The organism is Thermobifida cellulosilytica TB100 (genome assembly GCF_001517975.1).
Taxonomy (GTDB): Bacteria; Actinomycetota; Actinomycetes; order Streptosporangiales; family Streptosporangiaceae; genus Thermobifida; species Thermobifida cellulosilytica.
This window is the reverse complement of sequence record NZ_KQ950180.1, coordinates 279,347-303,943: the sequence shown is the minus strand read 5'-3', so window position 1 is coordinate 303,943 and position 24,597 is coordinate 279,347. Positions and strand designations below refer to the sequence as shown.

17 protein-coding genes are annotated in these 24,597 nt (G+C 68.9%); 12 read left to right on the top strand and 5 right to left on the bottom strand.

The features are described from left to right. Positions 1–120 precede the first annotated feature (120 nt). The gene (locus tag AC529_RS01320) at positions 121–909 is read left to right on the top strand and encodes an OmpA family protein (RefSeq protein WP_068753097.1); all 789 of its coding nucleotides are present in this window, start codon (positions 121–123) and stop codon (positions 907–909) included. 58 nt (positions 910–967) lie between these two features. Here AC529_RS01320 and AC529_RS01315 read toward each other — a convergent pair whose 3' ends face one another. Next, the gene (locus AC529_RS01315) at positions 968–2,740 is read right to left on the bottom strand and encodes a cytochrome P450 family protein (protein WP_068753096.1); all 1,773 of its coding nucleotides are present in this window, start codon (positions 2,738–2,740) and stop codon (positions 968–970) included. A 315-nt stretch (positions 2,741–3,055) separates the two neighbouring features. Between AC529_RS01315 and AC529_RS01310 the strand changes: the two genes are divergently transcribed. Further along, positions 3,056–4,477 carry an aldehyde dehydrogenase family protein gene (locus AC529_RS01310; protein ID WP_068753095.1) on the top strand — a complete coding sequence of 474 codons (1,422 nt, stop codon included), beginning with the start codon at positions 3,056–3,058 and terminating at the stop codon, positions 4,475–4,477. Positions 4,478–4,952: 475 nt separating this feature from the next. Here AC529_RS01310 and AC529_RS01305 read toward each other — a convergent pair whose 3' ends face one another. Then, positions 4,953–5,507, bottom strand: coding sequence for a GNAT family N-acetyltransferase (locus AC529_RS01305; protein ID WP_232306520.1), 555 nt, complete (start codon positions 5,505–5,507; stop codon positions 4,953–4,955). 9 nt (positions 5,508–5,516) lie between these two features. Next, positions 5,517–6,992, bottom strand: coding sequence for a helix-turn-helix domain-containing protein (locus AC529_RS19890; protein WP_198156256.1), 1,476 nt, complete (start codon positions 6,990–6,992; stop codon positions 5,517–5,519). A gap of 444 nt (positions 6,993–7,436) precedes the next feature. Here AC529_RS19890 and AC529_RS19300 point away from each other — a divergent pair, with 444 nt between their 5' ends. Genes AC529_RS19300 through lysX form a run of 4 tightly spaced genes read left to right on the top strand, consistent with a single transcriptional unit; the run spans position 7,437 to position 12,062 of the window. Beyond that, positions 7,437–8,438, top strand: coding sequence for a radical SAM protein (locus AC529_RS19300; protein WP_083947846.1), 1,002 nt, complete (start codon positions 7,437–7,439; stop codon positions 8,436–8,438). After that, the gene (locus tag AC529_RS19295) at positions 8,435–10,207 is read left to right on the top strand and encodes an asparagine synthase-related protein (RefSeq protein ID WP_083947845.1); all 1,773 of its coding nucleotides are present in this window, start codon (positions 8,435–8,437) and stop codon (positions 10,205–10,207) included. The genes AC529_RS19300 and AC529_RS19295 overlap by 4 nt, the downstream gene beginning before the upstream one ends. Beyond that, complete coding sequence (locus AC529_RS19290) at positions 10,204–10,518, top strand: PqqD family protein (RefSeq protein ID WP_083947844.1); 315 nt, start codon at positions 10,204–10,206, stop codon at positions 10,516–10,518. The genes AC529_RS19295 and AC529_RS19290 overlap by 4 nt, the downstream gene beginning before the upstream one ends. 8 nt (positions 10,519–10,526) lie before the next feature. Continuing rightward, positions 10,527–12,062: a bifunctional lysylphosphatidylglycerol synthetase/lysine--tRNA ligase LysX gene (gene lysX / locus AC529_RS01295; RefSeq protein ID WP_083947971.1), complete on the top strand. Its 1,536-nt coding sequence runs from the start codon at positions 10,527–10,529 to the stop codon at positions 12,060–12,062. A gap of 104 nt (positions 12,063–12,166) precedes the next feature. Here the strand turns inward: lysX and AC529_RS01290 are convergent, their stop codons facing one another. Both AC529_RS01290 and AC529_RS01285 read right to left on the bottom strand, forming a co-directional pair. After that, a complete protein-coding gene (locus AC529_RS01290; protein WP_068753091.1) occupies positions 12,167–13,144 on the bottom strand; it encodes a trypsin-like serine peptidase in 978 nt (325 codons plus the stop codon). 134 nt (positions 13,145–13,278) lie between these two features. Next, a complete protein-coding gene (locus tag AC529_RS01285) occupies positions 13,279–14,877 on the bottom strand; it encodes a CocE/NonD family hydrolase (RefSeq protein ID WP_068753090.1) in 1,599 nt (532 codons plus the stop codon). Positions 14,878–15,228: 351 nt separating this feature from the next. On the opposite strand from AC529_RS01285, the gene dxr reads away from it, so the two are divergent. The 6 genes from dxr (at position 15,229) to AC529_RS01255 (ending at position 24,595) form a co-directional block, all read left to right on the top strand. Beyond that, positions 15,229–16,428 (top strand): 1-deoxy-D-xylulose-5-phosphate reductoisomerase, encoded by a 1,200-nt coding sequence (gene dxr / locus AC529_RS01280; RefSeq protein WP_068754370.1) that lies wholly within the window; start codon positions 15,229–15,231, stop codon positions 16,426–16,428. A gap of 10 nt (positions 16,429–16,438) precedes the next feature. Continuing rightward, positions 16,439–17,794 (top strand): M50 family metallopeptidase, encoded by a 1,356-nt coding sequence (locus AC529_RS01275; RefSeq protein WP_068753089.1) that lies wholly within the window; start codon positions 16,439–16,441, stop codon positions 17,792–17,794. Between the two features lie 255 nt (positions 17,795–18,049). Beyond that, entirely contained in the window at positions 18,050–19,207 is a 1,158-nt protein-coding gene (gene ispG / locus AC529_RS01270) for a flavodoxin-dependent (E)-4-hydroxy-3-methylbut-2-enyl-diphosphate synthase (RefSeq protein WP_068753088.1), read from the top strand. Positions 19,208–19,387: 180 nt separating this feature from the next. Continuing rightward, positions 19,388–21,013, top strand: coding sequence for an alpha/beta hydrolase (locus AC529_RS01265; protein ID WP_083947843.1), 1,626 nt, complete (start codon positions 19,388–19,390; stop codon positions 21,011–21,013). Between the two features lie 48 nt (positions 21,014–21,061). After that, positions 21,062–21,904 (top strand): GNAT family N-acetyltransferase, encoded by an 843-nt coding sequence (locus tag AC529_RS01260; protein ID WP_068753087.1) that lies wholly within the window; start codon positions 21,062–21,064, stop codon positions 21,902–21,904. A 660-nt stretch (positions 21,905–22,564) separates the two neighbouring features. After that, on the top strand, positions 22,565–24,595 hold the full coding sequence (locus AC529_RS01255; protein ID WP_068753086.1) for a vWA domain-containing protein: 2,031 nt from the start codon (positions 22,565–22,567) through the stop codon (positions 24,593–24,595). The last annotated feature ends 2 nt before the right edge of the window (positions 24,596–24,597 follow it).

Here is a 24,597-nt window from a genome sequence, read left to right as displayed (position 1 = left end):
GAAGGCGACCGGAAAAAAGGGAGAAAAGCGTCGGGGTGCGGGACGGGGAAAGCCCGGGGAAAGCACCCCTGCCGCGATTTCTCGCCCCGGACGGGGACGGAGTTTCCTACTCTCGGTCGGGTGACGGAACGACAGTATGGGCAGTGGCGGGTCGCTGCGGCCCGGAACACGAGGACAGCGGGACGGGAACGGGAGTCGCACCGGGGGGCGTGGTCCGGCTACGTCACCCTTCCCTTCGTCGGCGTCCTCGTTCTCGGCCTGTTCGCGTTCTCGGTCGCCCTGTTCCCGCCCCAGCGGCCCAACCGCGACGCGGCCGCCCCCGCGCCCGCGGACACCCCCGCGGAGACCACCGGGAAAGCGGTCCGCAAAGAAGCCGATCTGGCCGCAAGAAAAGAAGAAACAGCGAAAACCGCAGGTGAGGGGGAGGCGGCCGAGTACCGGGAGAAGGAGAACACGGCGGAGGAAATCACCGCGGTGGTCCACTTCTCCCACAACGGCACCGAACTCACCTATGAGGGAATCGTCGAACTGCAACGTTTCGCCGAGGAGGCCGCCCAGGCCGACGTCGCCTGGGTGCGCGTCGACGGATACGGCGACAGCACCGGGAGCCCCGAGGCGAACCTGCGGGTCTCGCTGCAACGCGCCGAGGAGGTGGTGGCCTTCATCCAGGAGCAGATGCCGACCGAGGGGGTCGCCTTCATCACCGCGGGGCACGGCTCCGCCGACCCGGTGGCCGACAACAGCACCGTGGAGGGGCGCGCCCGCAACCGCCGCATCGAGGCGACAGCCGGTGTCGGGGCGCCCGCGGCCGACCTGCCCGGCCGCGCCCTCCCGCCCACGGCGGCGCACGGCGGAGCCGACGTGACCGCTCCGCACAGCGGAGGAGCGCTGCCCCCGGGCGGCCACTGACGCCCCCCGGCGGGCGGGCACCCCGCGCCGCCGGAGCGCGGCCCCGGCCGGGGCGGGCTCAGTTGGTGCTGTGCACCGGCAGGTGGCGACCCAGGTACCCGATGTAGATCCGGTTGGTCCGCCCCGGCCCCAGGTCCGGGTAGTAGTACAGGCGCGGGCAGATCCCGTACTCGGTGTCCAGCTTGATGTGCGCGAACATCGGGACCTCCCCGTCGGGGTGCACCTCGACGGGGACCCGGAAGACCCGCTTGCCGCTGAACTTCGCCCGGTTCTGCACGGTGTCGCTCTCGTGGGCGGCCATCCGCTTCACCGGGATGGTGGCATAGCCCTCGGGCTGTTCCCGCAGGTAGTCGTGGAGCGTCCGGCCGTTGCCGGGATGCGTCAACTGGTAGCGCACGTAGTCGTTGAGGGCCCGCAGCGCCTCCCACGCCTTGGTCGCCCACAGCCGCTCCTTCCGGTTGCCGCTGAGCTCCCGCACGTCGTCGAGCGAGTCGTCCATCGTCACGCACAGGTAGGGGAAGGGCACCCCGTCGGTCATGCGCTCCAGCAGCTCCTCGAAGTCGTTGGGCGGCTGCTCGCTCGGCACCACGGGAGGGCGCGCGGCGGCCAGCGCGTACTGGCCGAGGCCGCGCAACTGGTCGCGCAGCCAGGCGACCTCGTGGCGGGCCGCGCGCGCCTCCTCCAGGCAGCGGTCCCGCTCCTCCACGGTCTCGGCCAGCTCGGCGATCAGGTGCTCGCGCTCCTTCTCCAGTTCGGCGATGCGCGCATTGCGCCGTTTGATCTCGGCGGTCAGCTCGGCGGTGCGGTCCGGGTCGGGAGGGGGCACGGCGGGGCGCCGGGCGGCGGTGGCGGACTCGGTGCGGTAGACGACCGTCGAACCGGAGCAGGGGACCGGCACCGCGGGGGAGGCCGACAGGTCCGCCTCCTCCTCGTTCAGCAGCGCGTCCAGGGATCTCAGCTCCCCGGGGAGCGGGGCGTCCAGGATCACCTCGCGCACCGACTGCGCCAGCGCCCGGCCCACCCGCGGGCGGATCATGCCGCCGGTGCGGGCGGCGTCCATGCTGCGCGTGCTGAGCCGGGGATGCCGGCGGTGGTCGTCGGGGTCGGTCAGCCGCACCCCGGGACGGAAGGTGCGCGCCCCGCCCACGGGGATGTCGAAGTCCTCGGGCAGCCGCGCGGCCACCCGCTCCTGGGCGGCCCGGTCCAGCACGTACCCGGAGTACATGCCGCACGCGAACTTGAGCACCTGCCCCATGGCGGCCCGCCACCCGACAACGGTGAGGTCGGCGGGCGCCCCTGTGGCGATCACCGCCATGCGCCGGGAGTCGTCGCGGATCGCCGCCAGCAGCGCGTCCACCGCCTGCTCGTCGCGGCCCCGGACGATCACCGGGGCCGCGGTGAGCACCGCCGCGCCGTCGAGGCACCGCGCCGTGTTCAGGAACAGCCGCACCAGCTTGGGGCGGACCACCTCGATCCGGTCCAGCACGTCCTCCTCCCCGGGCGGGATCGCGACCATGTCGATCCACACGGTCCGGTCGGAGGCGCGCCCGGGGTCGGACACGGCGGTCAGCACGGTCTGCCAGACGGTCCCGCTCCGCTCGTGCACGGACTCGGTCCGAAGCCGCAGGAAGCGGACGTTCTCGTCGGGGTTCTCGTGCCGGACCACCTTCACGGTGTAGTGGTGGTCCAGCGCGTGGTGCCCCGACCGGCTCACGTCCACGGTCCTGCCGCCGAACTTGTGCGCGAGCCAGCTCGAGAAGGTGTCGAGGCTCAGTTCGACGGCGTCGCACGGCGGCGAGACGGTGAAGATGGTGCGGTAGACGAGCGGCAAGCGGTGTTCTCCAGATCGGTCCTCGCGGGCTGCGGTCCGGCGTCGGCCGGACCCGGTCTCTGACAGAGCTCGGGTGGGGCGACGCTGCCCCGAGCACGCGAAGCGGCGGGGGAGGAACCGACGCGCGCCCTGACACCACTGTGGCCGACCGACGCCGGATACGCCACCAGCCGCGGCCGACTGTGGACAACCCCCGGCGGAGACGGCGGACAGCAAACGGGGGATTTCGGCATCCGCCACTATGGAGCGGAGAACCGTGTCGTTGGGCCCGAATGGATGAGGAACCGGACGCGGCGGCGCAGTAGCGTCACGGACATGTCCAAACGTCCGTTCTGGCTGGCCGGGTCCGCTACCACCGGCGACAGAGAACTCACCGTCACCAACCCCTACACGGGCCGGACCGTGGCCACCGTCGCGGTTCCCACCCCCGAGCAGATCGAGCAGGCGGTCGCCGCCGCCCACGGCGTCCTCGACGAGGCCGCGGCGCTGCCCGCGCACGTCCGCGCCGAGGCCCTCGCCCACGTGGCCCGCCGACTCAAGGAGCGCTCCGAGGAGATCGCCCAGACCATCACCGCGGAGAGCGGCAAGCCGATCCAGTGGGCGCGCATCGAGGCGGGACGGGCGGTCTCCGTGTTCACCTGGGCGGCCGAGGAGGTCCGCCGCGACAGCGGACGGATGCAGCGGCTGGACACCGACCCGGGAGGAGTGGGCCGGGTCGCGCTGATCCGCCGCGTGCCCAAGGGCGCGGTGCTGGCGATCTCCCCGTTCAACTTCCCCCTCAACCTGGTCGCGCACAAGGTCGCCCCGGCGATCGCGGTGGGCGCCCCCATCGTGGTCAAGCCCGCCCCCGCCACCCCCCTGTCCGCGCTGGTCCTCGGCGAGATCCTGGCCGAGACCGACCTGCCCGCCGGGATGTTCTCGGTGCTGCCCATGCCCAACGAGCTGGCGCAGCCGCTGATCACCGACGAGCGGCTGCCGGTCATCTCCTTCACCGGCGGCCAGTTCGGCTGGGAGCTGCGCAGACTGGCCCCGAACAAGCACGTCACCCTGGAGCTGGGCGGCAACGCCGCGGCCGTGGTGCTGGCCGACGCCGACCTGGACTGGGCGGCCCGGCGCATCGCCCTGTTCGGCAACAACCAGGCCGGCCAGGTCTGCATCGGCGTGCAGCGGGTCGTCGTCGAGGACGCCGTCTACGACGAGTTCGCCGCCAAGCTGGTGCAGTACGTCGAGGAGCTGGTCACCGGCGATCCCGCGGACGAGGCCACCCAGGTGGGTCCGCTGATCAACGAGGCCGCCGCGATCCGGGTCGAGCAGTGGGTGAACGAGGCCGTCGAGGGCGGCGCCACCCTGCTCACCGGCGGCACCCGCGACGGCGTCAACGTCGCCCCGACCGTGCTGGCCGACGTGCCCGACGACGCCAAGGTGGTGTGCGAGGAGGTGTTCGGCCCCGTCCTGGTGCTGCGCCGGGTCAGCGATGTGGACGCGGCGTTCGCCGAGGTCAACAATAGTGACTACGGCCTTCAGGCGGGCGTGTTCACCCGCGACCTGCACACGGCCTTCCGCGCGCACCGAGAACTGAAGGTGGGCGGCGTCATCATCGGCGACGTTCCCTCCTACCGCGCCGACCAGATGCCCTACGGCGGCATCAAGAAGTCCGGCGTCGGCAAGGAGGGCGTCCGCTCGGCGATGGACGACCTCACCGACGAGCGGGTACTGGTCCTCACCGGAGTGCTCTGACCAGTACCTTCACCGCGGCTTCGGGTCCGGTCTCCGGTCCCGGACACCAGAGCCGCGGATCGGCTCCGTCCCGGCGGCGGCTGGGCGCCCGACGCCGGGACGGAGCACGCCACGCCCCAGGCCCGGGGCGAGCGGGGCGTGGGGGCTTCGCCCGACCACTGCAGCCCGGGACGCGCCGCACGCTTCAGGGGAGGCCGAACGGCAGCGCCGCCAGGAGCAGCGGCACGGGAAGTGCAGACGTCGGCGGGGTGTGTGATCCTCCGGGCCCCGGGAAAACGGCCCGCAGGAGGCCAGGACCAGCACCGCGGTGCTGGTCGGCACCCCTGTCACGACCGCGTCCTCGAGACCGCTACGTCCGACAGCGGCATCGACGGTCCAGCGTCAACAGAAGTCGAAGCCGTCGGCTCGAGCTCCTACCGTGGTGGGGCGGTCCCCGTCTGCTCCTCGCCCGGGGCACGGAGGTCGGTTGTGCTCCCTAGGACCGTCCAGCAGCCGTGGCGCGCCACTCGTCGTCGAGGATCGAGTGGACCACGGAGTCGCGCCAGGCCCCTCGTGTCCACAGGTGTCGGCGGATACGTCCTTCCTCGATCATTCCGGCGCGGAGCATGACCCGCCGCGAAAGCTCGTTGTCAGGAGAACGGGCACCCCAGACGCGCTTCAGTTCGAGGGTGTCGAAGGCGAGGCGGAGCAGAAGGCCCACCATTTCTGAACCGAGACCCCTGCCCCACAGGTCAGCACGGAGCGCAAAGCCGATTTGCGCGCTGTGCGGCCGTTCGTCGACAGCTAGGCGCGCGGCCCCCACGACCCGGTCATCGTCGGCCGCTACGGCGAGCATGTACACGGTCCGCGGATCAGCCTCGGCGTCTCTGATCGCGCCTTGCACTATGGCATTACACTGCTCGGCTGTCCGTGGGGTGAAGGAAAGGTGTCGGACGGTCTCCTCGTCCCCGTACACCCGCAGCAGGTCTTCGACATCGGAAGAACGGAACTCCCGCAACCGAAGGCGGTCACTGGACATATCGATACGCACACTCTGAGCTTAACGTCCTGAAGCTAGGGATGAAGCGGAGTGTTGACTGTACAGCTCGATCTCGCGCTTTAGCTGTGACACAGAGTTGTTGCTCTTAGTGTTTCGAAGAGTGCCGTGAATACGCATCACACTGGCGACAATGCCAGCCGTGCGCTGCTCAACCGGAAGTTCTAGAACAGGGATGAGTGCCTCGTGGGCTCCCTCGATCTCCCCTTGACTGATCCGCGCGAAACTCAGATCGGCTCGTGCGCCTGCCTCGTCCCCGTAAGCCCAGTCGTCGGAATTTTTCTCTGCAGCTTCCTCGTAGGCTCGTACTGCGGTAAGCGCAGTTTGCTCCATCTCTATCTCATTTCCGGGAAGCCAGACCAAGGTCTCGGCTTCATAGTAAAGCCGCCGGCAGTCTGTGAATCGCATCAGTCCGCCCAGCCTGTCCAGGTCACTTTCCTGTGTCTGGTCTCGAAGTGTGGTTACAACCGACAATTCTTTTAAGGCCCGTTCCCGGTCGCCCAGTGATGCCCAGGTGCGCGCGCTCTGAGCTGCAAGCCAGACAGTGGCGCTCCCGGCGCTTCCCGCCGGGATACTCTGTGCAAGTTCGATGTAACGTGCTGCTTCAGTATTCCAGCTTGCCCAGTAGGCGGTTAATGATTGCTGTACGCGAATTCTGAGACGTAGGCCGTTGTGCTCGGCGTTGTCTGCGCAAATATAGGCAGTGCGGGCTTGTTTCATTGCAGACTTCGGATCGCCGATGTCGTGGCTTGCTTTCGCGAGCATGAAACAGATTATTCCGCCAAGTAGGTAGAGATCCCGGGTCTGGCTGGGACGTTGGCGTCCTTCGAGGAGAGTGAACACAACATTCTGGGCCTCGATTAAATCATCGAGAAGCCGAGAAAGTGCCACCCTGGGATAGAGAGAGCACAATCGTTCGGCCTCTTCGAAGAGCTGTTGAACTGTCTCGCTGCCAACGTTTCCTCCTTCGGCGATAGAACCGAATTTCAGTGCGCGTTGCGCTGCTGTCTCCATTTTGCTTTTCGGTGTTACAAGGTTGTCTGGAGCCCAGCTGTCCGTCTCGAGTTCTCGAGACAGGGGAGGTTGTGTCGGAGTGTTGCCTGAGAGACTCGCTCGAAGAAGGACATCTCGCTCAGAAGGGTCGAGATTTTCTAACCCCTCCGGGCAGAGAAGACGCAACGGTGATGTTCCGTACAGCGACGCCAGAGCGATGATCTGAGCTGCTTTCGGAGAACGACCACCAACCTGCGGCCACAGTTCCAGTCTGCTCAGAGATGCCTGATCGAGAAACAGGCCCGGGGAGTGCTCGCGGTACCGATCGGCAGCTTCTGCCTGACTCCAACCATGCAACCTTCGGTAGGCGGCCAAGCGGGAACAGCCGCATCGGTAGCGGATCTCATCAGCGATGTCGTCGTCACTTCTCCCCTGCTTACGCATGCGTTCGCGGAGCTGAGTGATCTGCCGTTTTGTCCATCCCATCCGTGGATCTCCTCCAAGAACCCGGTACCACGATCTCCCAGAGTCGGCAGAGACGCAACAGCGGAGCCGGGTAGCGGAGTGCCTAAGTGACATAGAAATCCTGGTCACCGTCCATAAAGCCAGATCAGAAAGATTTCCATGACATAAGAAGCATGTCGCTGGACCTGGTGACTGGGGGACGTCGAAGGTGTTCTATTGGATCGGAAAGGGATCCCTTGCAGTCGCCGTGAGGGAGAACAGTCCGACTTAAAAGGAGCAAAGAGTGGAGAACGACTCTTTTGGGGAGTATGAGCCTCCAGTTGTTCTGGTGGGCCTCGAGCAGGAGCAGCTCGCTGGAAGCGTGCCTGAAGACCTGAGTCCACACGTGCACACAGTCCAGAACAGTTGATCTGAGTAGAACAGAGGTCCGCAGAGCTCCTGTTCTGCGGACCTCAGGAGGGAAGAATGCGTTACAACACACTTGGAATACAGGTGACCAATTCCTGCAACATGGAGTGTGCTCACTGCATCACGAACTCCTCCCCAAGAGCTCGCGGAGATCTTCCCTGGGAAAAGATCGATGCCGCTGTCCGTAGCTCTGCTCCGTACATCGATGGGGTGTGCGTCACTGGCGGTGAACCTTGGCTGCGCCGTGACACCACGCTGAAGACCATTCGTCTCGCACACAGTCTCGGCTTGGTTGTCTCCATGATCAGCAACGGCTACTGGGCACGTACCGAAGAGGAAGCCCGAAGAGTCTTCTCAGAGCTCAAAGAGGCCGGGCTCGATAGACTTGCAATTTCGTTTGACAGCTACCACAAAATTCATGAGCGTCTGACTAATATTCATATGCTGGATCGTCTTCTTGCTTGTGGCAGCGATGCTGGAATTCGGCTCCAGGTGCAGTACTGTGGAAATAGTGAAAATAAAATTTATGAACAATTGAGGAAGATTGTAGATGTCCATCAGGTGCCGTTGCTCTCCTCCAGGGTCCTTCCTTTTGGGAGAGGGCGTAACTTGGCGGTCATGCGTAACCCCAGCATTGATAACGTACCCGGTGATGCCTGCGGAGTCGTGGTTCGCCCGGTTCTGACTCCTGAAGGTGACCTCTACACCTGTTGCGGTCCTGCCAGGGGAGCCTCTCCGAATTCTCCCCTACGTCTGTCGATCACCTCTTCTGCACAGGTGGGTGAGGCATTAAGGTCAGCGGCTTCCAATCCGCTCCTCAATTTGCTTCACATTCAGGGGCCGCGTGCTCTCTACGACCGACTGTCTCCCAAAACGCAACAACGAGTCGCAGAGCGACTCCTGGACGAGTCCTTCTGTTCGCTCTGTCGAGCTATCACAGATGACGCGGATGCGGTGGCTGAACTTGAGGAGAAATTGGCAGATAATCGATTCTTCCTCTTGGCGGCAACGGGATTTATGCAGATCCGATCATCTCAGCAGAAGAAAGAAACGACATGACGGCACTGGTGGCGCTTGCTGGCTCCTGGCCAGAAGGTGCGCTGAACACGATGCAGGACGCTCTCGCTTACCGGGCTTCCCAGTGGGATCAGCGGAGTCTGGATGGTATTACCGCTGCTGGAGGCAGGAATGTCACTTTTGAAGGGAGCTTGCTTCTGCCCTTCGAAAAGGGAGACGGTTTTGCGATCATCGATGCCCCAGAGTGGTTGCGTAGGCGTCTTTCTCCGCCTTGTGCGGCGATGTTGTCTGCTAGCGCCGATGCTACGAGGTGGTTGGCAAATCTGACAGGAGACGCTCACGCGGTCGTGGTTCTTCCCGGCCGCACTCTTGTCGCCTATCGGGGACCGCTATCGGCACGTCCCCTGTTCTACGCAACTGGTCCCGATGGTCAGGTGGCTGTTGCAACCTGTTCTGACGCGCTCACCTGTCTACTTCCGGCGAAGGTGGACATCGCCGGCCTGGCTGCTTATCTCGTCCCCCAGCTGTGTGATCCACACGGCAGTCCTTGGCGAGGAGTGCGACGCCTGCCCCCTGGACACAGCCTGGTATGGAGCAACGGGGAGACCAACTGCTTCCCGTTGACCCGCCTCAGACCTCAGGACGTCACTGGAGCAGATGATGAACAACTTGTCGGGATGTTTCGAGAAGCTCTTTTCACCGCTGTGGAGAGATGCTCAGGGGCTTCTGATGCATTGTTGCTCAGCGGTGGTATCGACTCTTCCAGTTTGGCTGGAGTGTACGCGGCCACAGGGCTGCAACCGGTACGTGCCTACGGTCTGACTTACACCGAGGCGCTACCAGCATGCGATGAGCGCTCCTATGCTCGCGATGTGGCGATGGAAACCGGATTACTCTTCGAGGAGCTGCCAGCTGACAAACTGCTGCCACTGTCAGCGTCCTATCCGGTGAGACACGAGCCTGAGGCCTGGCCTTATGCCGGACGGAACTGGGCGATGCTCAATCATATTGCCCACAGTTCCGCTTCGCCGACCACAGTCATCGCTGGAGAAGGCGGAGACGAGCTGTTGCTCGGGCAGGTCTTTGCCATAGCAGACCGGATCGCTTTGGGGGATACCAGCGGGTGGCGAGAAATCGATACTTTTCCTCGTCCCAATCGGGTACGCCGTGTTGTCAATCATCTTCTGGCAGGGGACTACGACGCTCCCCGAGCGCGTCTGGAACGTGCTCTGAAAGATATACCGCCGTGGTTCACCCAAGAGTGGATGGATAAAGCGGACCTTCTGAGTAAGCTCATCGACGGCTACCCTGTTCTGGGGGAAGCCGGAGGAATGACGAAAGTTTATTCACAGAGCTTGTTTGCGGAAGCCGGGGCAGCTGGCCGAGCTCAATGTGGAGGATGGTGGGAGGACGCTGGCCGCCGGGCAGGAGTCACGATCGTCTATCCCTTCTTCGATCCGGATCTCGCCTCAATTACCTGGGCACTGCCCCCTCACATGTTTCGGAATAACGGACTGGAGAAGGTGATTCTCCGTCGGGCGCTGGACATGTTTCTGCCTTCTTCTGTCATTTCCAGAGCAGACAAAGCTGAGGCCTTGATGATTCTAAACTCTGGTCTCCAAGACAATCAGAGCAGGCTTCGCTCAATCGGTAAGGACAGTCCACTTATCGACCTGGGAATCCTCGACCCAGTTCGCTACAAGTCGGCCTTGATCCGATATCAGAATGGTGATCGCCGTCACGCTCCTGCTCTGTGGGCTCTCCACTCTGTTGATGATTGGCTTCGTGCACATGAAAGGCACCTTCCATGATTCCGACCTCACGTCCTTGTCTTGTTCCGTCCAGGATTCAGCACACCGGACAGTATGCGATCGTCGTTCCTGAAAACATGGACGTGCGTGTACTGGTGATCAACCCAACTGCGGCCGAAGTGCTGAAGCTGTGCGACGGAACAGTTACCGTAGCGGGAATCGTCGATCGTGTGGCCAGTCAACACAACGTTCCACGCGCTCAGGTGTACGAGGACGTGGTGGCCTTCCTGGTCAGTGTCGACCGTCAAGGGTTGCTCGATTCAGGGCTCTCCCAGGAGGACACACTCCTGTCGCACGGTGGCAGCCACTGAACGTGCTGTTGGAGGACGCAACGGCGGATAGGATCAGCTCTGTGACTGACGCGCATGACACCAATAACGACAATCTTCCTGAACAGGTACGAGTCCGGCGGCAGAAGCTGGAGAGGCTGCGTGAGAAGGGAATCGACCCCTTCCCCGCCACCTTCCCCCGGACTGTTCTGATCAAGGACGTGCGCGACAAACACGCCGACCTGGCACCGGATACGCATACCGGAGAAAAGGTCTCCATCGCGGGTCGAGTGATGCTCTACCGAACCGGTGGAAAACTGTGCTTCGCAACGCTGCGGGACGGGACCGGCGACCTCCAGGTCATGCTCTCGCTGGACAAGGTCGGCCAGGACAGCCTCGACTCCTGGAAGGCGGACGTCGATCTCGGCGACCACGTCGGTGTGGAGGGCGAGGTGATCACCTCCCGCCGCGGTGAGCTGTCGGTCCTCGTCGACTCCTGGACGCTGACCGCCAAGTGCCTGCGCCCGCTGCCCGACAAGCACAAGGGGCTGACCGACCCCGAGGCGCGGGTCCGGCAGCGCTACGTGGACCTCATCGTCAACCCCGAGGCGCAGAGGATGGTGCGCAGCAGGGTACGCATGGTGCGTGCGCTCCGCACGGAACTGGAGATGCGGGGGTTCGTCGAGGTCGAAACCCCCATGTTGCAGACGGTGCACGGAGGCGCGACGGCCCGGCCGTTCACCACGCGCATCAACGCCTACGGCATGGACCTGTACCTCCGGATCGCCCCCGAGCTCTTCCTCAAGAGACTCGTGGTCGGCGGCCTGGAGAAGGTCTTCGAGATCAACCGGAACTTCCGCAACGAGGGCGCGGACTCCACGCACAACCCCGAGTTCACCATGCTGGAGTTCTACCGGGCCTACGCCGACTACAACGACGGCGCGGAACTCACCCGGGAGCTGGTCCAGGGGGCCGCCCGGGCGGTGTTCGGCTCCACCGTGGTCCGGCGTCCTGACGGGGAGTGGGACCTGGGCGGCGAATGGCCGCACATCACCCTGTACGGGTCGGTGTCCGAGGCGCTCGGCGAGGAGGTCACCGTCCGCACTCCGGTGGAGCGCGTCCGCCGGCTCGCCGACGCCCGGGGGGTCGAGTGGAACCCGGCGTGGGGGCCGGGCAAGCTCGTGGAGCACCTGTTCGAGGAGCTGGTCCAGCCCGCCCTGGTCCAGCCCACGTTCGTCCGGGACTTCCCCGTGGAGACCAGCCCGCTGACCCGCCAGCACCGCGACGAGCCGCTGCTCACCGAGAAGTGGGACCTGATCGGGTTCGGCATGGAGCTGGGCACCGGGTTCTCGGAGCTGATCGACCCGGTCGAGCAGCGGCGCCGCCTCACCGAGCAGTCGCTGCTGGCCGCCGGGGGCGACCCCGAGGCGATGCAGTTGGACGAGGACTTCCTGCGCGCCCTGGAGTACGGGATGCCGCCCACCGCCGGAGTGGGGATCGGGATCGACCGGCTGCTGATGGCCTTCACCGGCAAGGGGATCAGGGAGACCATCCTCTTCCCGCTGGTCAAACCGGCCGGAAACTGACGGGCAGCGGGCGGGCCCCGGGACCTGGCTTCCCGGGGCCCGCCGGTGACCGCGGCCCGGGGCGGCGGGAGGCCGGAGCAGGTCCCCCGGGCGCGGTCGTCCGGTTACAGGGTCTGTGCGGCCTGGTAGACCCGCCGGGCCTCCTCGCCGAGCCGGGGGCCGTACTGGACGTCCGGGTTGTCGGCGTACTTGAAGCTGATCAGCGAGGTGATCGTGCCGATCCCGGTGGAGGGGTCGAAGTTCGCGAACCACGGGCCGCCGCTGGAGCCCTGGGTCATCGCGCAGTCCATCCCGGAGCCGTGCGTGCCGTTGCGGTCGGGGTGGGTGGGGCCGGCGCAGTAGTAGAGGTGGCGGCCCGAGTAGGGCGACGAGGAGGGGTAGCCGAAGGCGTAGACCCGCGGGGCGATGTGCCCGTCGAAGGAGACCTGCTGGCTGCCGGTGCGGTCGGCGACGTGCCGCCCCAGGAGGTCGGTGTTGAGCACCACCAGGCCGAAGTCGTAGCTGTCGTCGCCCTGGCGGGACCACTTCGGCGAGACGAGCATGTCCCGGGCGGAGTAGCGGCCGTAGGGCTCGCGTCCGTCGGTGTAGCCGGGGACGAAGATCCAGTTCTCCGCCCACGAGCCGGTCTTGTCCTTGAGGCAGTGGCCCGCGGTGAGCACGGTGTCCCGGTTCTCGGCGTCGATCACCGAGGCCGTACAGGTGTAGTCCACGCCGTCGAGGGTCAGGTACACCCGTCCGGTGGTGGCCGCGACCAGGCCGCCGCCGGTCCAGCGGCGGACCGAGCCGGAGCCGCGGCCCGCGTCGGCGCTCTCGGGGGAGCGGGGGGAGGCGAACAGCGGCACGTCCAGCTCCCCGATCCCCCGGGAGAGGGGGGTGGCCGAGGCCATGCGCTCGGTCGTCCAGTACTCCAGGACGGAGCGCCGCTGCTGCGGGGTGGTGGCGGCCGACTGGCGGACCACGTGGGGGGAGGAGGCGGTGGCCGTCCCCTCCGGGGCGGACGGTTCGACGGCCGATGCCGGAGACGCTCCGAGCACGGCGAGCGTGAAAGAGGCGAGGATCGAGTAGACGATGGACCGATTCATGCCCCCGGATCATGCCACACTCTCCGTATTGGTGTGACTCCTTTCAGTTATTTCCCCTGGGTGGCTGAGGGGAGTCCCGGACAAAAGGGGAGCGGCCTCCCCGGTGCACGGGGAGGCCGCGATCAGGCGGGGTGTCAGGCGGTCGGGATCCGCAGCCAGGACGGGGAGGCGGCGGGGGAGCTCACCGTGACGGTGGCGCCCACCCCGTTCTCGCTGCCGTAGCGCAGGTCCTGGCCGTCGACGACCAGGGCCAGGCGGTGGCCGGAGGGGACGCGCCAGACCACCGGCTCCAGCGCGATCTCCACCGTCTGGGCCTTGCCCGGGGTCGCCCCGCGCAGGGTGTAGGGCTTGTGCGTGACGAGCGCCCCCGTGCCGGTGGAGTCCACCGCGTACAGGTAGACGAACAGGGAGGCGTCGGAGCGGTTGGGGGTCACGGTCAGGCGGACGCGCGGCGTTCCGCTCACCGTGACGCCGTTGAGCGCCGGGCCGGTCCACACGCCCGCGTAGACCCGGCTGACCAGCGGCAGCGAGACCCCGGTGGGGATGTCGGCGAACTGCTGGACGGCGCCGCTGAGCATCAGCGCCCCGCTGTTGGCGGCGGTGCCGAGCGCGGTGCGGATCTGGTAGCTCCACCCGGTGGCGGGCTCGGCGGCCAGGCCGCCGGTGGTCCGCCAGTTGGTCCAGGTGGCGGCGGGCTTGGTCAGGTGGTAGACGGTCTGCGACGCCGTCACCGACGGCCAGTCGGGGTAGCCGGTCCACGTCCCGCCGCCGCTGTTCGGCTTCACCTGCACGGGGGGTTCGGCGTCGATGCCGTTGTCGACGCCGCGCAGGTGGTGGTCGAACCAGCGGGTCAGGGACTCCCAGGTCTCGTCGGGCAGACCGAAGGCGCCGAACGCCTCCTGGGTGGCGTGGTCGCCGGGGGCCAGCATCAGCCGCTTGGGACCCCGCAGCGCGGTGTAGAAGTCGGTCATCTGGCTGGGCGGGAAGATCCCGTCGTTCCAGGCGTGCGCGATCATGACCGCGGTGCCGTTGGCGTTGAGGGCCTCGACCCTGGTCGCCGGGGATCGTGCGGGGGCGGCGTCCAGGGCGGGCTGGACGTCGCCCCTGCGGTAGCCCCGCTCCATCTCTTGCAGGGTGCTCCCCGGGCGGCCGGTCAGGTGGGCGGAGGAGAGCAGCAGTTCGATGGCCTGGGTGCTGAGGGTCTGGTTGGGGTAGACGGAGGCGGCCAGGTCGGCCCAGCCGCTCATCGCGCCCACGGCCCGGACCCGGTCGTCCTCGGCCGCGGTGAGCAGGCTGATGCCCGCGCCGTAGGAGATGCCCGCCATGCCGATGCGCTCGGGGTCGGCGTCGGTGTTGGCGAGCGCCCAGTCGATGACCGCGCGGGCGTCGGCGACGTCCCGGGGGCCGGCGACCTCGATCGTGCCGCCGGACTCGTTGAAGCCGCGGGAGGTGTAGCTGACCACCTGGTAGCCGGACTCCCGGGCGAGCTTCCAGGCGGCTCCCACGTACAGCAGCTTGTTGGTGGCCCACGCGGAGGGCATGACCAGCAGCGGGTGGGGGCCGGGGGTGCCGGTGGGGGTGATGACGAGCGCGCTCAGCTTCACGCCGTCGTCGACGGTGATGCTGACCCGCCGGGTGGTGGAGCCGACGGAGGCATGGGCGGGGGGTGACAGCAGTGTTGCGGTGAGTAGCGTGACCAGTGCAGCGCCGATGACTGCGGACAGTCGTCTCATGGGACCTCGTTCCGGAATGAGCGGGAGTGACGGCTGGTCGGCCGTCGCATCCCGGTGGGGCCACGGGGGTTCCCGGCGGGGAGCCCTTGCTACTGTGAGGTAAGTTACTTTGGCGTTAAGTTAAGGCAGGGATAAGCGGTTTGTAAAGACTCTTCTGTGAAGCGGGTCACTTTTCCTGCGGCGGCTGTCGCGGGCGCCCGAGGGGCCGGAAAGGGCCGCGGCCCCCGTTGCGCGCATCCGGGCCGAACGAAGCGGGCGCTACGCCACAATGGGGACGTGACCACTGCTGCTCAGCCCCACGAGGCGTTCGTCCCGCCGCCCGCACCCTCCGACCAGGCCCCGCGCGAGGTGGTGATCCTCGGCTCGACCGGCTCGATCGGCACCCAGGCGATCGACGTGGTCCGCCAGGCGCCGCGCCGCTTCGACGTGGTCGGCCTGGCCGCCGGGGGAGGACGCCTGGACCTGCTGGTCGACCAGGTCTGCGAGCTCGACGTCCAGGCGGTCGCGGTCGCCGACCCCGCCAAGGCCCCCGAACTGCGCGACCGGCTCGCCGAACGCGGCAGCGCCGCCAAGGTGCTGGTCGGCCCCGAGGGCGTCGCCGAACTCGCCGCCTGGGAGTGCGACGTCGTCCTCAACGGCATCACCGGGGCCCTGGGCCTGGAGTCCACCCTCGCCGCGCTGCGCGCCGGACGGCTGCTCGCGCTGGCCAACAAGGAGTCGCTGATCGTCGGCGGCCCCCTGGTCCGCGAGATCGCCGCCCCCGGGCAGATCGTGCCGGTGGACTCCGAGCACCACGCGATCGCCCAGTGCTTCCCCCGCCTGCCCCCCGACCGGCTCACCAGCCTGGCGCAGGGCGCCGTCGCCGCCCGCCGCGACCAGGTGCGCCGCCTCGTCGTCACCGCCAGCGGCGGCCCGTTCCGCGGCCGCTCCGCCGCCGAACTCGCCGACGTCACCCCCGCCGAGGCGCTCGCCCACCCCACCTGGAGCATGGGGCCGGTCATCACCGTCAACTCCGCGACCCTGGTCAACAAGGGCCTGGAGGTCATCGAGGCGCACCTGCTCTTCGACATCCCCTTCGACCGGATCGAGGTCGTCGTCCACCCGCAGTCGGTCGTCCACTCGATGGTGGAGTACACGGACGGTTCCACCATCGCCCAGGCGAGCCCGCCCAGCATGCGCATCCCCATCGCCCACGGCATCGCCTGGCCGGACCGGGTCGCCGACGCCGCGCCCGCGGTCGACTGGACCCGCGCCCAGCAGTGGACCTTCGAGCCGCTGGACCATGAGGCGTTCCCCGCGGTGCGTCTGGCCTGCGAGGTCGGCGCGGCGGGCGGCACCGCCCCGGCCGTCTACAACGCCGTCAACGAGGAGGCCGTCGCCGCCTTCCTCGAGGGACGCCTCGCATTCCCGGCGATCCTGGACACCGTTGCGCGGGTAGTCTCTGAGCACCGGGGAGAGGCCCCAGGAACCACGCCTCGGCTGGAGGACGTCTACGAGGCCGACGGGTGGGCTCGGCGCCGGGCCGGCGAGCTCATCTCCCGACAGGGGTGAGGAGACCTACATGGTGGCGCTGCTGACCGCGCTGGGGATCGTCGTCATGGTCCTCGGCCTGCTGTTCTCGATCGCCTGGCATGAACTGGGGCACATGGTGCCGGCCAAGCTGTTCGGCATCCGCTGCACCCAGTACATGGTGGGCTTCGGCAAGACGCTGTGGTCCTTCCGCCGCGGCGACACCGAGTACGGCATCAAGGCGATCCCGCTGGGCGGGTACGTGCGCATGGTCGGCATGATCCCGCCCGCCAAGGAGCGCCCCGACCCCGGCAAGCCCATGTCGCGGTGGCGCGCCATGATCGAGGACGCCCGCGAGGCGTCCTTCGTGGAACTGGAGCCCGGGGACGAGGACCGGCAGTTCTACCAGCGCCCGCCGTGGAAGCGGCTCATCGTCATGGTCGGCGGGCCGTTCATGAACCTGGTCCTGGCGGTCGTGCTGTTCGCCGTGCTCCTCATGGGCATCGGCGTCTACCGGCCCACCACCGTGGTCGGCGCGGTGCACAAGTGCGTGGTGCCCGCCACCGCCTCCACCGCCACCTGCCCCGAGGACGCCGAACCCTCCCCCGCCGCCCAGGCCGGGCTGCGCCCCGGGGACCGGATCGTCGCGGTCAACGGGCAGCCCACCCCCGAGTGGGAGGACGTGCAGGCCGCCATCCGCGCCCACGTCGGCCCCGGCACCCTCCAGGTCGTCCGGGACGGCCAGGAGCTGACGCTCACCGCCGACTTCATCGAGAACCAGGTGGTCAAGCGGGACGAGGACGGCAACACCGTGCTGCGGACCGACGAGGACGGCAACCCGGTCCTCGACGAGGAGGGGCGGCAGATCCCCGAGACGGTCACCGCCGGCTTCCTCGGGTTCGTGCCCCAGGAGCAGCGCCAGACCCTCAGCGCCGCCGAGACCGCGACCTTCTTCGGCGACACCATGGTCTCCGTCGGCAAGGCCATCGTCACCCTCCCGGCGAAGATCCCCGACGTGTTCGCGGCGGCGTTCCTCGGCGCCGAGCGGGCCCCCGACTCCCCGGTCGGCGTCGTGGGGGCCTCCCGGATCAGCGGCGAGATCCTCGCCATGCCCGCGCCGGTCCTGGACCGCGTCGCGATGATGATCAACCTGCTGGCCGGGATCAACCTCTTCCTGTTCGCCTTCAACATGCTGCCGATCCTGCCGCTGGACGGCGGGCACATCGTCGGCGCGCTGTGGGAGTCGCTGCGCCGCAACACCGCCCGGCTCTTCCGGCGCCCCGACCCCGGGCCCTTCGACGTGGCCCAGCTCATGCCGGTGGCCTACGTCATGGTCGCCTGCTTCCTCGGCTTCAGCCTGATCCTGCTGGTCGCCGACATCGTCAACCCGGTCCGGCTGATCTACTGACCGCCACCTGCGGCGACCCGGCGGTGACCCTCCGGTGAACGTGCGCGGACGGCCCGCAGCGGCCGTCCGCAACCCCTCCGGAGGTGGCGGGAACCGCCTCCCGCTCCGGGTAGCCTTGTGGCACACGAAACCAACGGCGAGGTCTTTCCCCCCGTTCTGCGCCGCGGAGCCCGTCTGCGCCGCGGCAGTTCCCCCGGTAACCAGTAAGTCGAGCGATGCCGTCGGTCGTCCCGGCGGCCAGCGAGGTGAAATCGCGTGTCCGTCGATCTCGGAATGCCCGTTGCTCCTCCGCAGCCGCTGGCGCCGCGCCGCAAGTCGCGGCAGATCATGGTCGGCACCGTGCCCGTGGGCGGGGACGCTCCCGTGTCGGTGCAGTCGATGACCACCACCGTGACCGCCGACGTCAACGCCACGCTGCAACAGATCGCGGAGCTGACCGCCGCGGGCTGCCAGATCGTGCGGGTCGCGGTGCCCAGCGCCGACGACGCCGACGCGCTGCCGATCATCGCCAAGAAGTCGAAGATCCCGGTGATCGCCGACATCCACTTCCAGCCCAAGTACGTGTTCGCCGCGATCGACGCGGGCTGCGCGGCCGTGCGGGTCAACCCGGGCAACATCAAGAAGTTCGACGACAAGGTCGGCGAGATCGCCAAGGCCGCCAGCGAGGCCGGGATCCCGATCCGCATCGGCGTCAACGCCGGGTCGCTGGACAAGCGCCTGCTCGCCAAGTACGGCAAGGCCACCCCCGAGGCGCTGGTGGAGTCGGCGCTGTGGGAGTGCTCCCTGTTCGAGGAGTACGGCTTCCGCGACATCAAGATCTCGGTCAAGCACCACGACCCCGTCGTCATGATCCAGGCCTACCGGCTGCTCGCCGAGCGCTGCGACTACCCGCTGCACCTGGGCGTCACCGAGGCGGGGCCGGCCTTCCAGGGGACCGTCAAGTCCGCGGTCGCGTTCGGCGCGCTGCTGGCCGAGGGCATCGGCGACACCATCCGCGTCTCGCTGTCGGCGCCGCCCGTCGAGGAGGTCAAGGTCGGCACCCAGATCCTGGAGGCCCTCGGCCTGCGCCAGCGCGGCCTGGAGATCGTCTCCTGCCCCAGTTGCGGGCGCGCCCAGGTCGACGTCTACACGCTCGCCAACCGGGTCACCGCGGGCCTGGAGGGCCTGGACGTGCCGCTGCGCGTGGCCGTCATGGGCTGCGTGGTCAACGGCCCCGGCGAGGCCCGGGAGGCCGACCTGGGCGTGGCCTCCGGCAACGGCAAGGGCCAGATCTTCGTCAAGGGCGAGGTCATCAAGACCGTGCCGGAGTCGCAGATCGTGGAGACCCTCATCGAGGAGGCCATGCGCATCGCCGAGGAGATGCGCGCGGCGGGCGTGCCCTCCGGGCAGCCCAGCGTCGACGTGGCGGGCTGAGCCCGCGCGACCCGGCCCGCGGGCCGCCGCACCCCGGCCGGGGCGGCGGCCCTTTTGCCGCCCACAGCCCGACGGTTTCTGTCGCCGACCGAAAACAGAGCGTGAGTGTCGCTTCCCGGCTCCGCGGCCCGGCCTCGGCAGAATTCCCCTGAACTGCTGGTTGTGGGGAAGGCGGAGCGGATGCGGCATGCGGCGGCCAAGGCGGCCGGGACGGTTGCGGCGGGAGTTCTGGTGGCCTGCGGGGCCGTCGTCCCGGCCGCGGCGGGCGGGACACTGCGGTGGACCGAGTGCGCGGACCTGGCGGCGGAGGAGGGGCTCGGCCTGGAGTGCGCCGAGGTGCGGGTGCCCATGATCCACGAGGACGGCCTGGAACCGGGGGGAACGGTCGTCCTCGCGCTGTCGCGGGTCCCCGCGGCCGGGCAGCGCCAGGGCACCCTGCTGGTCAACCCGGGGGGACCGGGCAGCCCTGGGCGCGAGTGGGCGGCCGTGGTCGCCGAACGGCTGCCCCCGGACCTGCGCGCCTCCTACGACGTGGTGGGCTTCGATCCGCGCGGCACGGGGGCCTCCACCCCCGCCGTCGCCTGCGACCCCGGCTACTTCGAGCCGGTGCGCCCCGACACGGTCCCCGCCGACGAGCAGGCCGAGCAGGTGCTGCTGGAGCGGGCCGCCGCCTACGCCCGCGCCTGCGAGGAGCACACCGGCGAGCTGCTGCGCCACGTGACCACCGTGGACCACGCCGCCGACATGGAGCACATCCGGCTCGCCCTCGGCGTGGAGCGGATCGACTACCTCGGCTACTCCTACGGCACCTACCTGGGCGCCGTCTACGCCACCCGCTACCCCGACCGGGTGCGCCGCCTCGTCCTGGACAGCGTCGTCCACCCCGGCCTGCCCTGGTACGAGGGGAACCTGGCGCAGAACAGGAGCCTGGACGCCGCGGCCCGCAACTTCTTCTCCTGGACCGCCCGCCACCACGACGTCTACGGCCTGGGCACGACCGGCGAGCAGGTCGCGGAGCACTACTACGCCACCCGCGAGGAGCTGGCCGCGCAGCCGGCCGCGGGCACGGTCGGCCCCGCCGAGCTGGAGGAGGCCTTCATCCTCGCCGCCTACGCCAGCGCCGTCTGGCCGCCGCTGGCCCAGGCCCTGTCCGACCGGGTCGTCGGCGGCACGGACGCCACGCTGCTCGCCGTGTACCGCCGGTTCGGCGAGGACCCCGACAACGACCGGACCTTCGGCTCCTACCTGGCCACCGAGTGCACCGACTCGCCGTGGCCCGCCGACTGGGAGACCTGGCGCGCCGACACGGTCAAGACGCACGCCGAGGCCCCCTTCGTCACCTGGAACAACACCTGGTACAACGCTCCGTGCCGGACCTGGCCGGTCCCGGCCCGCCCCTGGTTCCAGGTGGACGGCACCGCGGTGGGCGGCGTGCTGCTCGTCCACGCCACCGAGGACGGGCCGACACCGCTGGCCGGGGCCTACGCGATGCGCGACCGTTTCCCGGGCGCCCGGCTCGTCGTCGAGGACGGCGGGGTGGACCACGGGGTCACGCTCAGCGGCAACCCGTGCGTGGACCGGGTCTTCGCCGACTACCTGCGGTACGGGACCCTGCCCGCGGCCGGAGGCGGGGCCGACGGCGCGGACCTGACCTGCGGCGCGCGGCCCCAGCCCGATCCGCGCCCGGCAGCGGGGGACGGGGGCGGTGAGCACGCTGGACGCGCCGCGCCGCGGCCGCCCGGCGGGTCCGCGAAAGCGACGGTTTGTGCGTTTCCACCACCGGTGCTGCGGCTACGATTGCCCTAAAGCGGTGGCCGATCCCGCCCCTGGAAGCTCGCAGGTGAGGTGATACGGATGCTGCGGACCTCGCCGATACGGGTGCTCGGGGAACGAGACCACGCGGAGGTGCACGCGCTCCTCGACCAGGACCCGGTCGGCAACGTGTTCGTCGCCTCCCGGCTGCGTGCCGTGGGCCTGGACCCCGGGCAGCTCGGCGCGGAGCTGTGGGGCTACGTCGAGCACGGCTCCATCACCGCGCTGTGCTACGCGGGCGCGAACCTCATCCCGATCAACGCCAACGCCGACGCGGTCCGGCACTTCGCCAGCCGGGCCCGCTGGCAGGGGCGGCGCTGCTCCTCCATCGTGGGGCCGATCCCGGCCGTGACCGACCTGTGGCGCCGCCTGCGCCCCTACTGGGGACCGGCCCGGGCCATCCGGGCCAGGCAGCCCGTCATGGCCACCTCGCAGGAGCCGCCGGTGCCCGCCGATCCGCTGGTGCGCCGGGTGCGGCCGGAGGAGCTGGGCATCCTGCTGCCCGCCAGCATCGCCATGTTCACCGAGGAGGTGGGGGTGCCGCCGGACTCGGGCGACGGCGGCGCGCTGTACCGGGCCCGGGTCGAGGAGCTGATCCGGCTGGGGCGGGCCTTCGCCCGGATCGAGGACGGGCGGGTCGTGTTCAAGGCCGAGATCGGTGCGGTCACCCCGCACGCCTGCCAGGTGCAGGGGGTGTGGGTGCACCCGGACCTGCGCGGCCGGGGCTACTCGGTGGGGGGCATGGCGGCCGTGGTGCGCTACGCGCTCGCCGAGATCGCGCCCACGGTCACCCTCTACGTCAACGACTTCAACACCCCGGCTCGCGCCGCCTACCGCAGGGTGGGCTTCCGCGAGATCGACGAGGTGATGTCGATCCTGTTCTGAGGGCCCGGCGGAGAAGAGGACCGGGGCGGGGAGGTCCGTCCACCTCCGCCCCGTCCCGGGGCCGTCCCCGCCCGCCCGCGGGGGCCGGGGCGGGAGCAGTCCGCCGCCCGGCTGCTCCCGCCCGGTACGGCGGCCGGTCCTCGGGGCGTCTGCCTTCGGCGGCGCCCGTGCCGTTGCCGATCCGGACCGTGCGATGCGGCGTTCCAGGAACTCCTCGGCCTCGGCGAGGGCGGCCCGCGGACGCCGGTCGCGCCGGTGGCCACGACCCCGGCCGCGCGCGGGCCGAAGCCCGTTCCGGCGAGTTCGCCGACCAGGTCGCACGGGGCCGCGTGACGGGACGGGGACACCCCGGTTCGAGCAGGAGAAGTTCTTTTCTAATCATAAGAACTGTTGGCATTTTTGGGGTGCGGCCGCCGGGGGAAGTCGGGAACCGCTTGGTGGTGCGGTGTGTCTGCCGTTTCGGATATCTCCTGCGGCATCGACAAAGACAGGAAAACACGATTGTCCCGAACGGGACAGCCGATGCGAAGTCCGACTAATTGGAGCAAGGTTCTATAAGTATGGAAAATGTGATTGATGCCGCATATCCTGGTAGGCCCGAGGGAGGTGGCTCAGGCGGCCCCGGCTGGTATCCTTCGCGGCTCTGGCGCCCGCCTTGACATGACTCAGACCGACAGGCGCGGTAAGACAAAGAAGTCCACATCGCTCACCGGTTTTCTCGCCGCCACGGTTCTCTCGTCCCTCTTCATCGCCCTGTGGCAGGAGTTCATCGGTCAGACCCTCGGAGCGCTGCTGGGAGACCTCCTGTGGATCAGCGCGATCCTCCTCCTGCTGGGATCGCTCATCCTGCTGATCGCCCACGCACAGCGCGGCGCCCCCTACGAGCCGCTCCGCCTGATCGTCAGGATGCTGCCGAACTCACCGGTCACCGGCTACGTCCTCACCGTGGTCGCGGGCCTGAGCGCCGCGGTCCTGATCGCGCCCCTCGTCTGGCCGGTGCTGAGCCCGTCCTGCCCCCTGCCCACCCAGCTCATCGTGGTCACCGCAGCCGACAGCGAGGCGGTGCTGCGGGAGGCCGCCGACGTCTACGAGACCGAGCGCCGCGAGGAGAACGGCGGCTGCCGGCCGGTCGACGTCCTGGTCTACGCCGCGGGGACGACGGAGACGGTGCGCCAGACGCTGGCCAACGGCTGGGAACTGCCCGCGAACACCACCGAGATGGGCGCCGGGCCGCCCGGACGCAGTTATCTGGTCGACCGTTCCCTGGGCGCCAGACCCCACTACTGGATTCCTGAATCCACCGTCGAATTTCTCGAATTGGTGCCGCCGGAGGACGGGCGCGTCAACAGCAACGGGAAACTCGGCGACGCGGGTCTCGACTATCTCGGCCCCACCCGCATGACCCCGCTCGTGTGGGCGGTTCCCGACGCATTCCCGCCCGACGTCGAACCGGGGATTCTCCCCGACGGTCCCGACCTGGAATGGGCGCGTCCGGGATTGCGGTGGACCTCGGTGGGGCGGCTGCACGGCGCCCACCAGGCCCGCCTCCTCGCCGAGAGCGGCCGCGCGGCCGAGCAGGTGCAGGCGGAGGCCCGCTTCCTCGGCGAGGAGGGGGCCGACAGCAGCCTGGCGCTGCTGTGCCGGGTCGGGAAGTGGGCCGACACGGTGGCACTGGTCAGCGAGGCCGCGGTCTACCAGGCCCGCAGCGCCCTCGACAGCGCCTCCCCCGACTGCCCCGAGGGGATGCGGACCGACCTGTCCCCCCGCTACGGCCCCGGCCTGCCCTTTCTCGACCACCCGCTGGTCCGGGTGCTCTGGGAGGACGAGGAGCCCTCGGACCTCACGGCGGAGCGCCAGGAGTTCGAGCGGTTCCTCCTCGACCTCGCCGAGGACGAGGACGCCTACGCCGCCGACGGGGTCTACGCCGGGTACCGCTCCGTGACGGGGCAGGGCCGGGCCGCGGAGGCCATGGCCGCCGAGCACGACGCCGCGCACGGGCCGCAGGTCTCCGAGTGGGCGGCCCGGTTCGACCCCGTCCAGTGGTGGGAGTGGGCGCTCCAGGCCGACGAGGCGCACCGGGAGGCGAGCGAGCCCGCGACGATCCTGCTCGCGTTCGACCGGTCCACCTCCATGGCCTCGGTGCCGCAGCAGTTCGACGCCGCGCGCACGGCCGCGACCACGATCATCGGCGACCTGCGCGCCCAGGACCGCTTCGGGCTGTGGTCCTACCCGGCAGGCGACAGCGGCCGGGAGGCCACCGCCGCGACCACGCTCGTGTCGACCACCCACCGCGACAACCTCCCCGAAGAGCTCATCGCCACCGTGGAGGGCCTCGCCCCGACGCACCGCCCGACCCCGCTGCGGGAGGTCATCCGCGCGGGCGTGCTCGCCCTGGAGGAGGACGCGGCCCCCGGCGCAATGCTGGTCGTCGTCACCGACGGGGTGCGCATCCAGGACGACCGCGGGCTCAGCCAGGAGGAGCTGGACCGGGTGCTGGACGGGACGGACGTGCGGGTGCGGATCATCGCGGTCGGCGGCGGCGCACAGCAGGCGGCCGACCAGGCCGCCTGCGAGGTGGGCATCCTGCCCCAGCTCACCGGGCACCCGCGCGTCGAGTGCCGCGACGCCGACCGGGGCAGGGCGGACGAGAGCGCGCGCGGCGTGGTCGAGGAGGCGCGCGGTGGGAGGTGACC

What these genes read in the sequence shown, in the direction of transcription:
- AC529_RS01310 (WP_068753095.1), top strand. Translation starts at nt 3,056, where the DNA reads ATGTCCAAACGTCCGTTCTGGCTGGCCGGGTCCGCTACCACCGGCGAC.
- AC529_RS19890 (WP_198156256.1), bottom strand. Translation starts at nt 6,992, where the DNA reads ATGGGATGGACAAAACGGCAGATCACTCAGCTCCGCGAACGCATGCGT.
- AC529_RS19300 (WP_083947846.1), top strand. Translation starts at nt 7,437, where the DNA reads ATGCGTTACAACACACTTGGAATACAGGTGACCAATTCCTGCAACATG.
- AC529_RS19295 (WP_083947845.1), top strand. Translation starts at nt 8,435, where the DNA reads ATGACGGCACTGGTGGCGCTTGCTGGCTCCTGGCCAGAAGGTGCGCTG.
- AC529_RS19290 (WP_083947844.1), top strand. Translation starts at nt 10,204, where the DNA reads ATGATTCCGACCTCACGTCCTTGTCTTGTTCCGTCCAGGATTCAGCAC.
- AC529_RS01290 (WP_068753091.1), bottom strand. Translation starts at nt 13,144, where the DNA reads ATGAATCGGTCCATCGTCTACTCGATCCTCGCCTCTTTCACGCTCGCC.
- AC529_RS01285 (WP_068753090.1), bottom strand. Translation starts at nt 14,877, where the DNA reads ATGAGACGACTGTCCGCAGTCATCGGCGCTGCACTGGTCACGCTACTC.
- AC529_RS01275 (WP_068753089.1), top strand. Translation starts at nt 16,439, where the DNA reads ATGGTGGCGCTGCTGACCGCGCTGGGGATCGTCGTCATGGTCCTCGGC.
- AC529_RS01265 (WP_083947843.1), top strand. Translation starts at nt 19,388, where the DNA reads ATGCGGCATGCGGCGGCCAAGGCGGCCGGGACGGTTGCGGCGGGAGTT.
- AC529_RS01260 (WP_068753087.1), top strand. Translation starts at nt 21,062, where the DNA reads ATGCTGCGGACCTCGCCGATACGGGTGCTCGGGGAACGAGACCACGCG.
- AC529_RS01255 (WP_068753086.1), top strand. Translation starts at nt 22,565, where the DNA reads ATGACTCAGACCGACAGGCGCGGTAAGACAAAGAAGTCCACATCGCTC.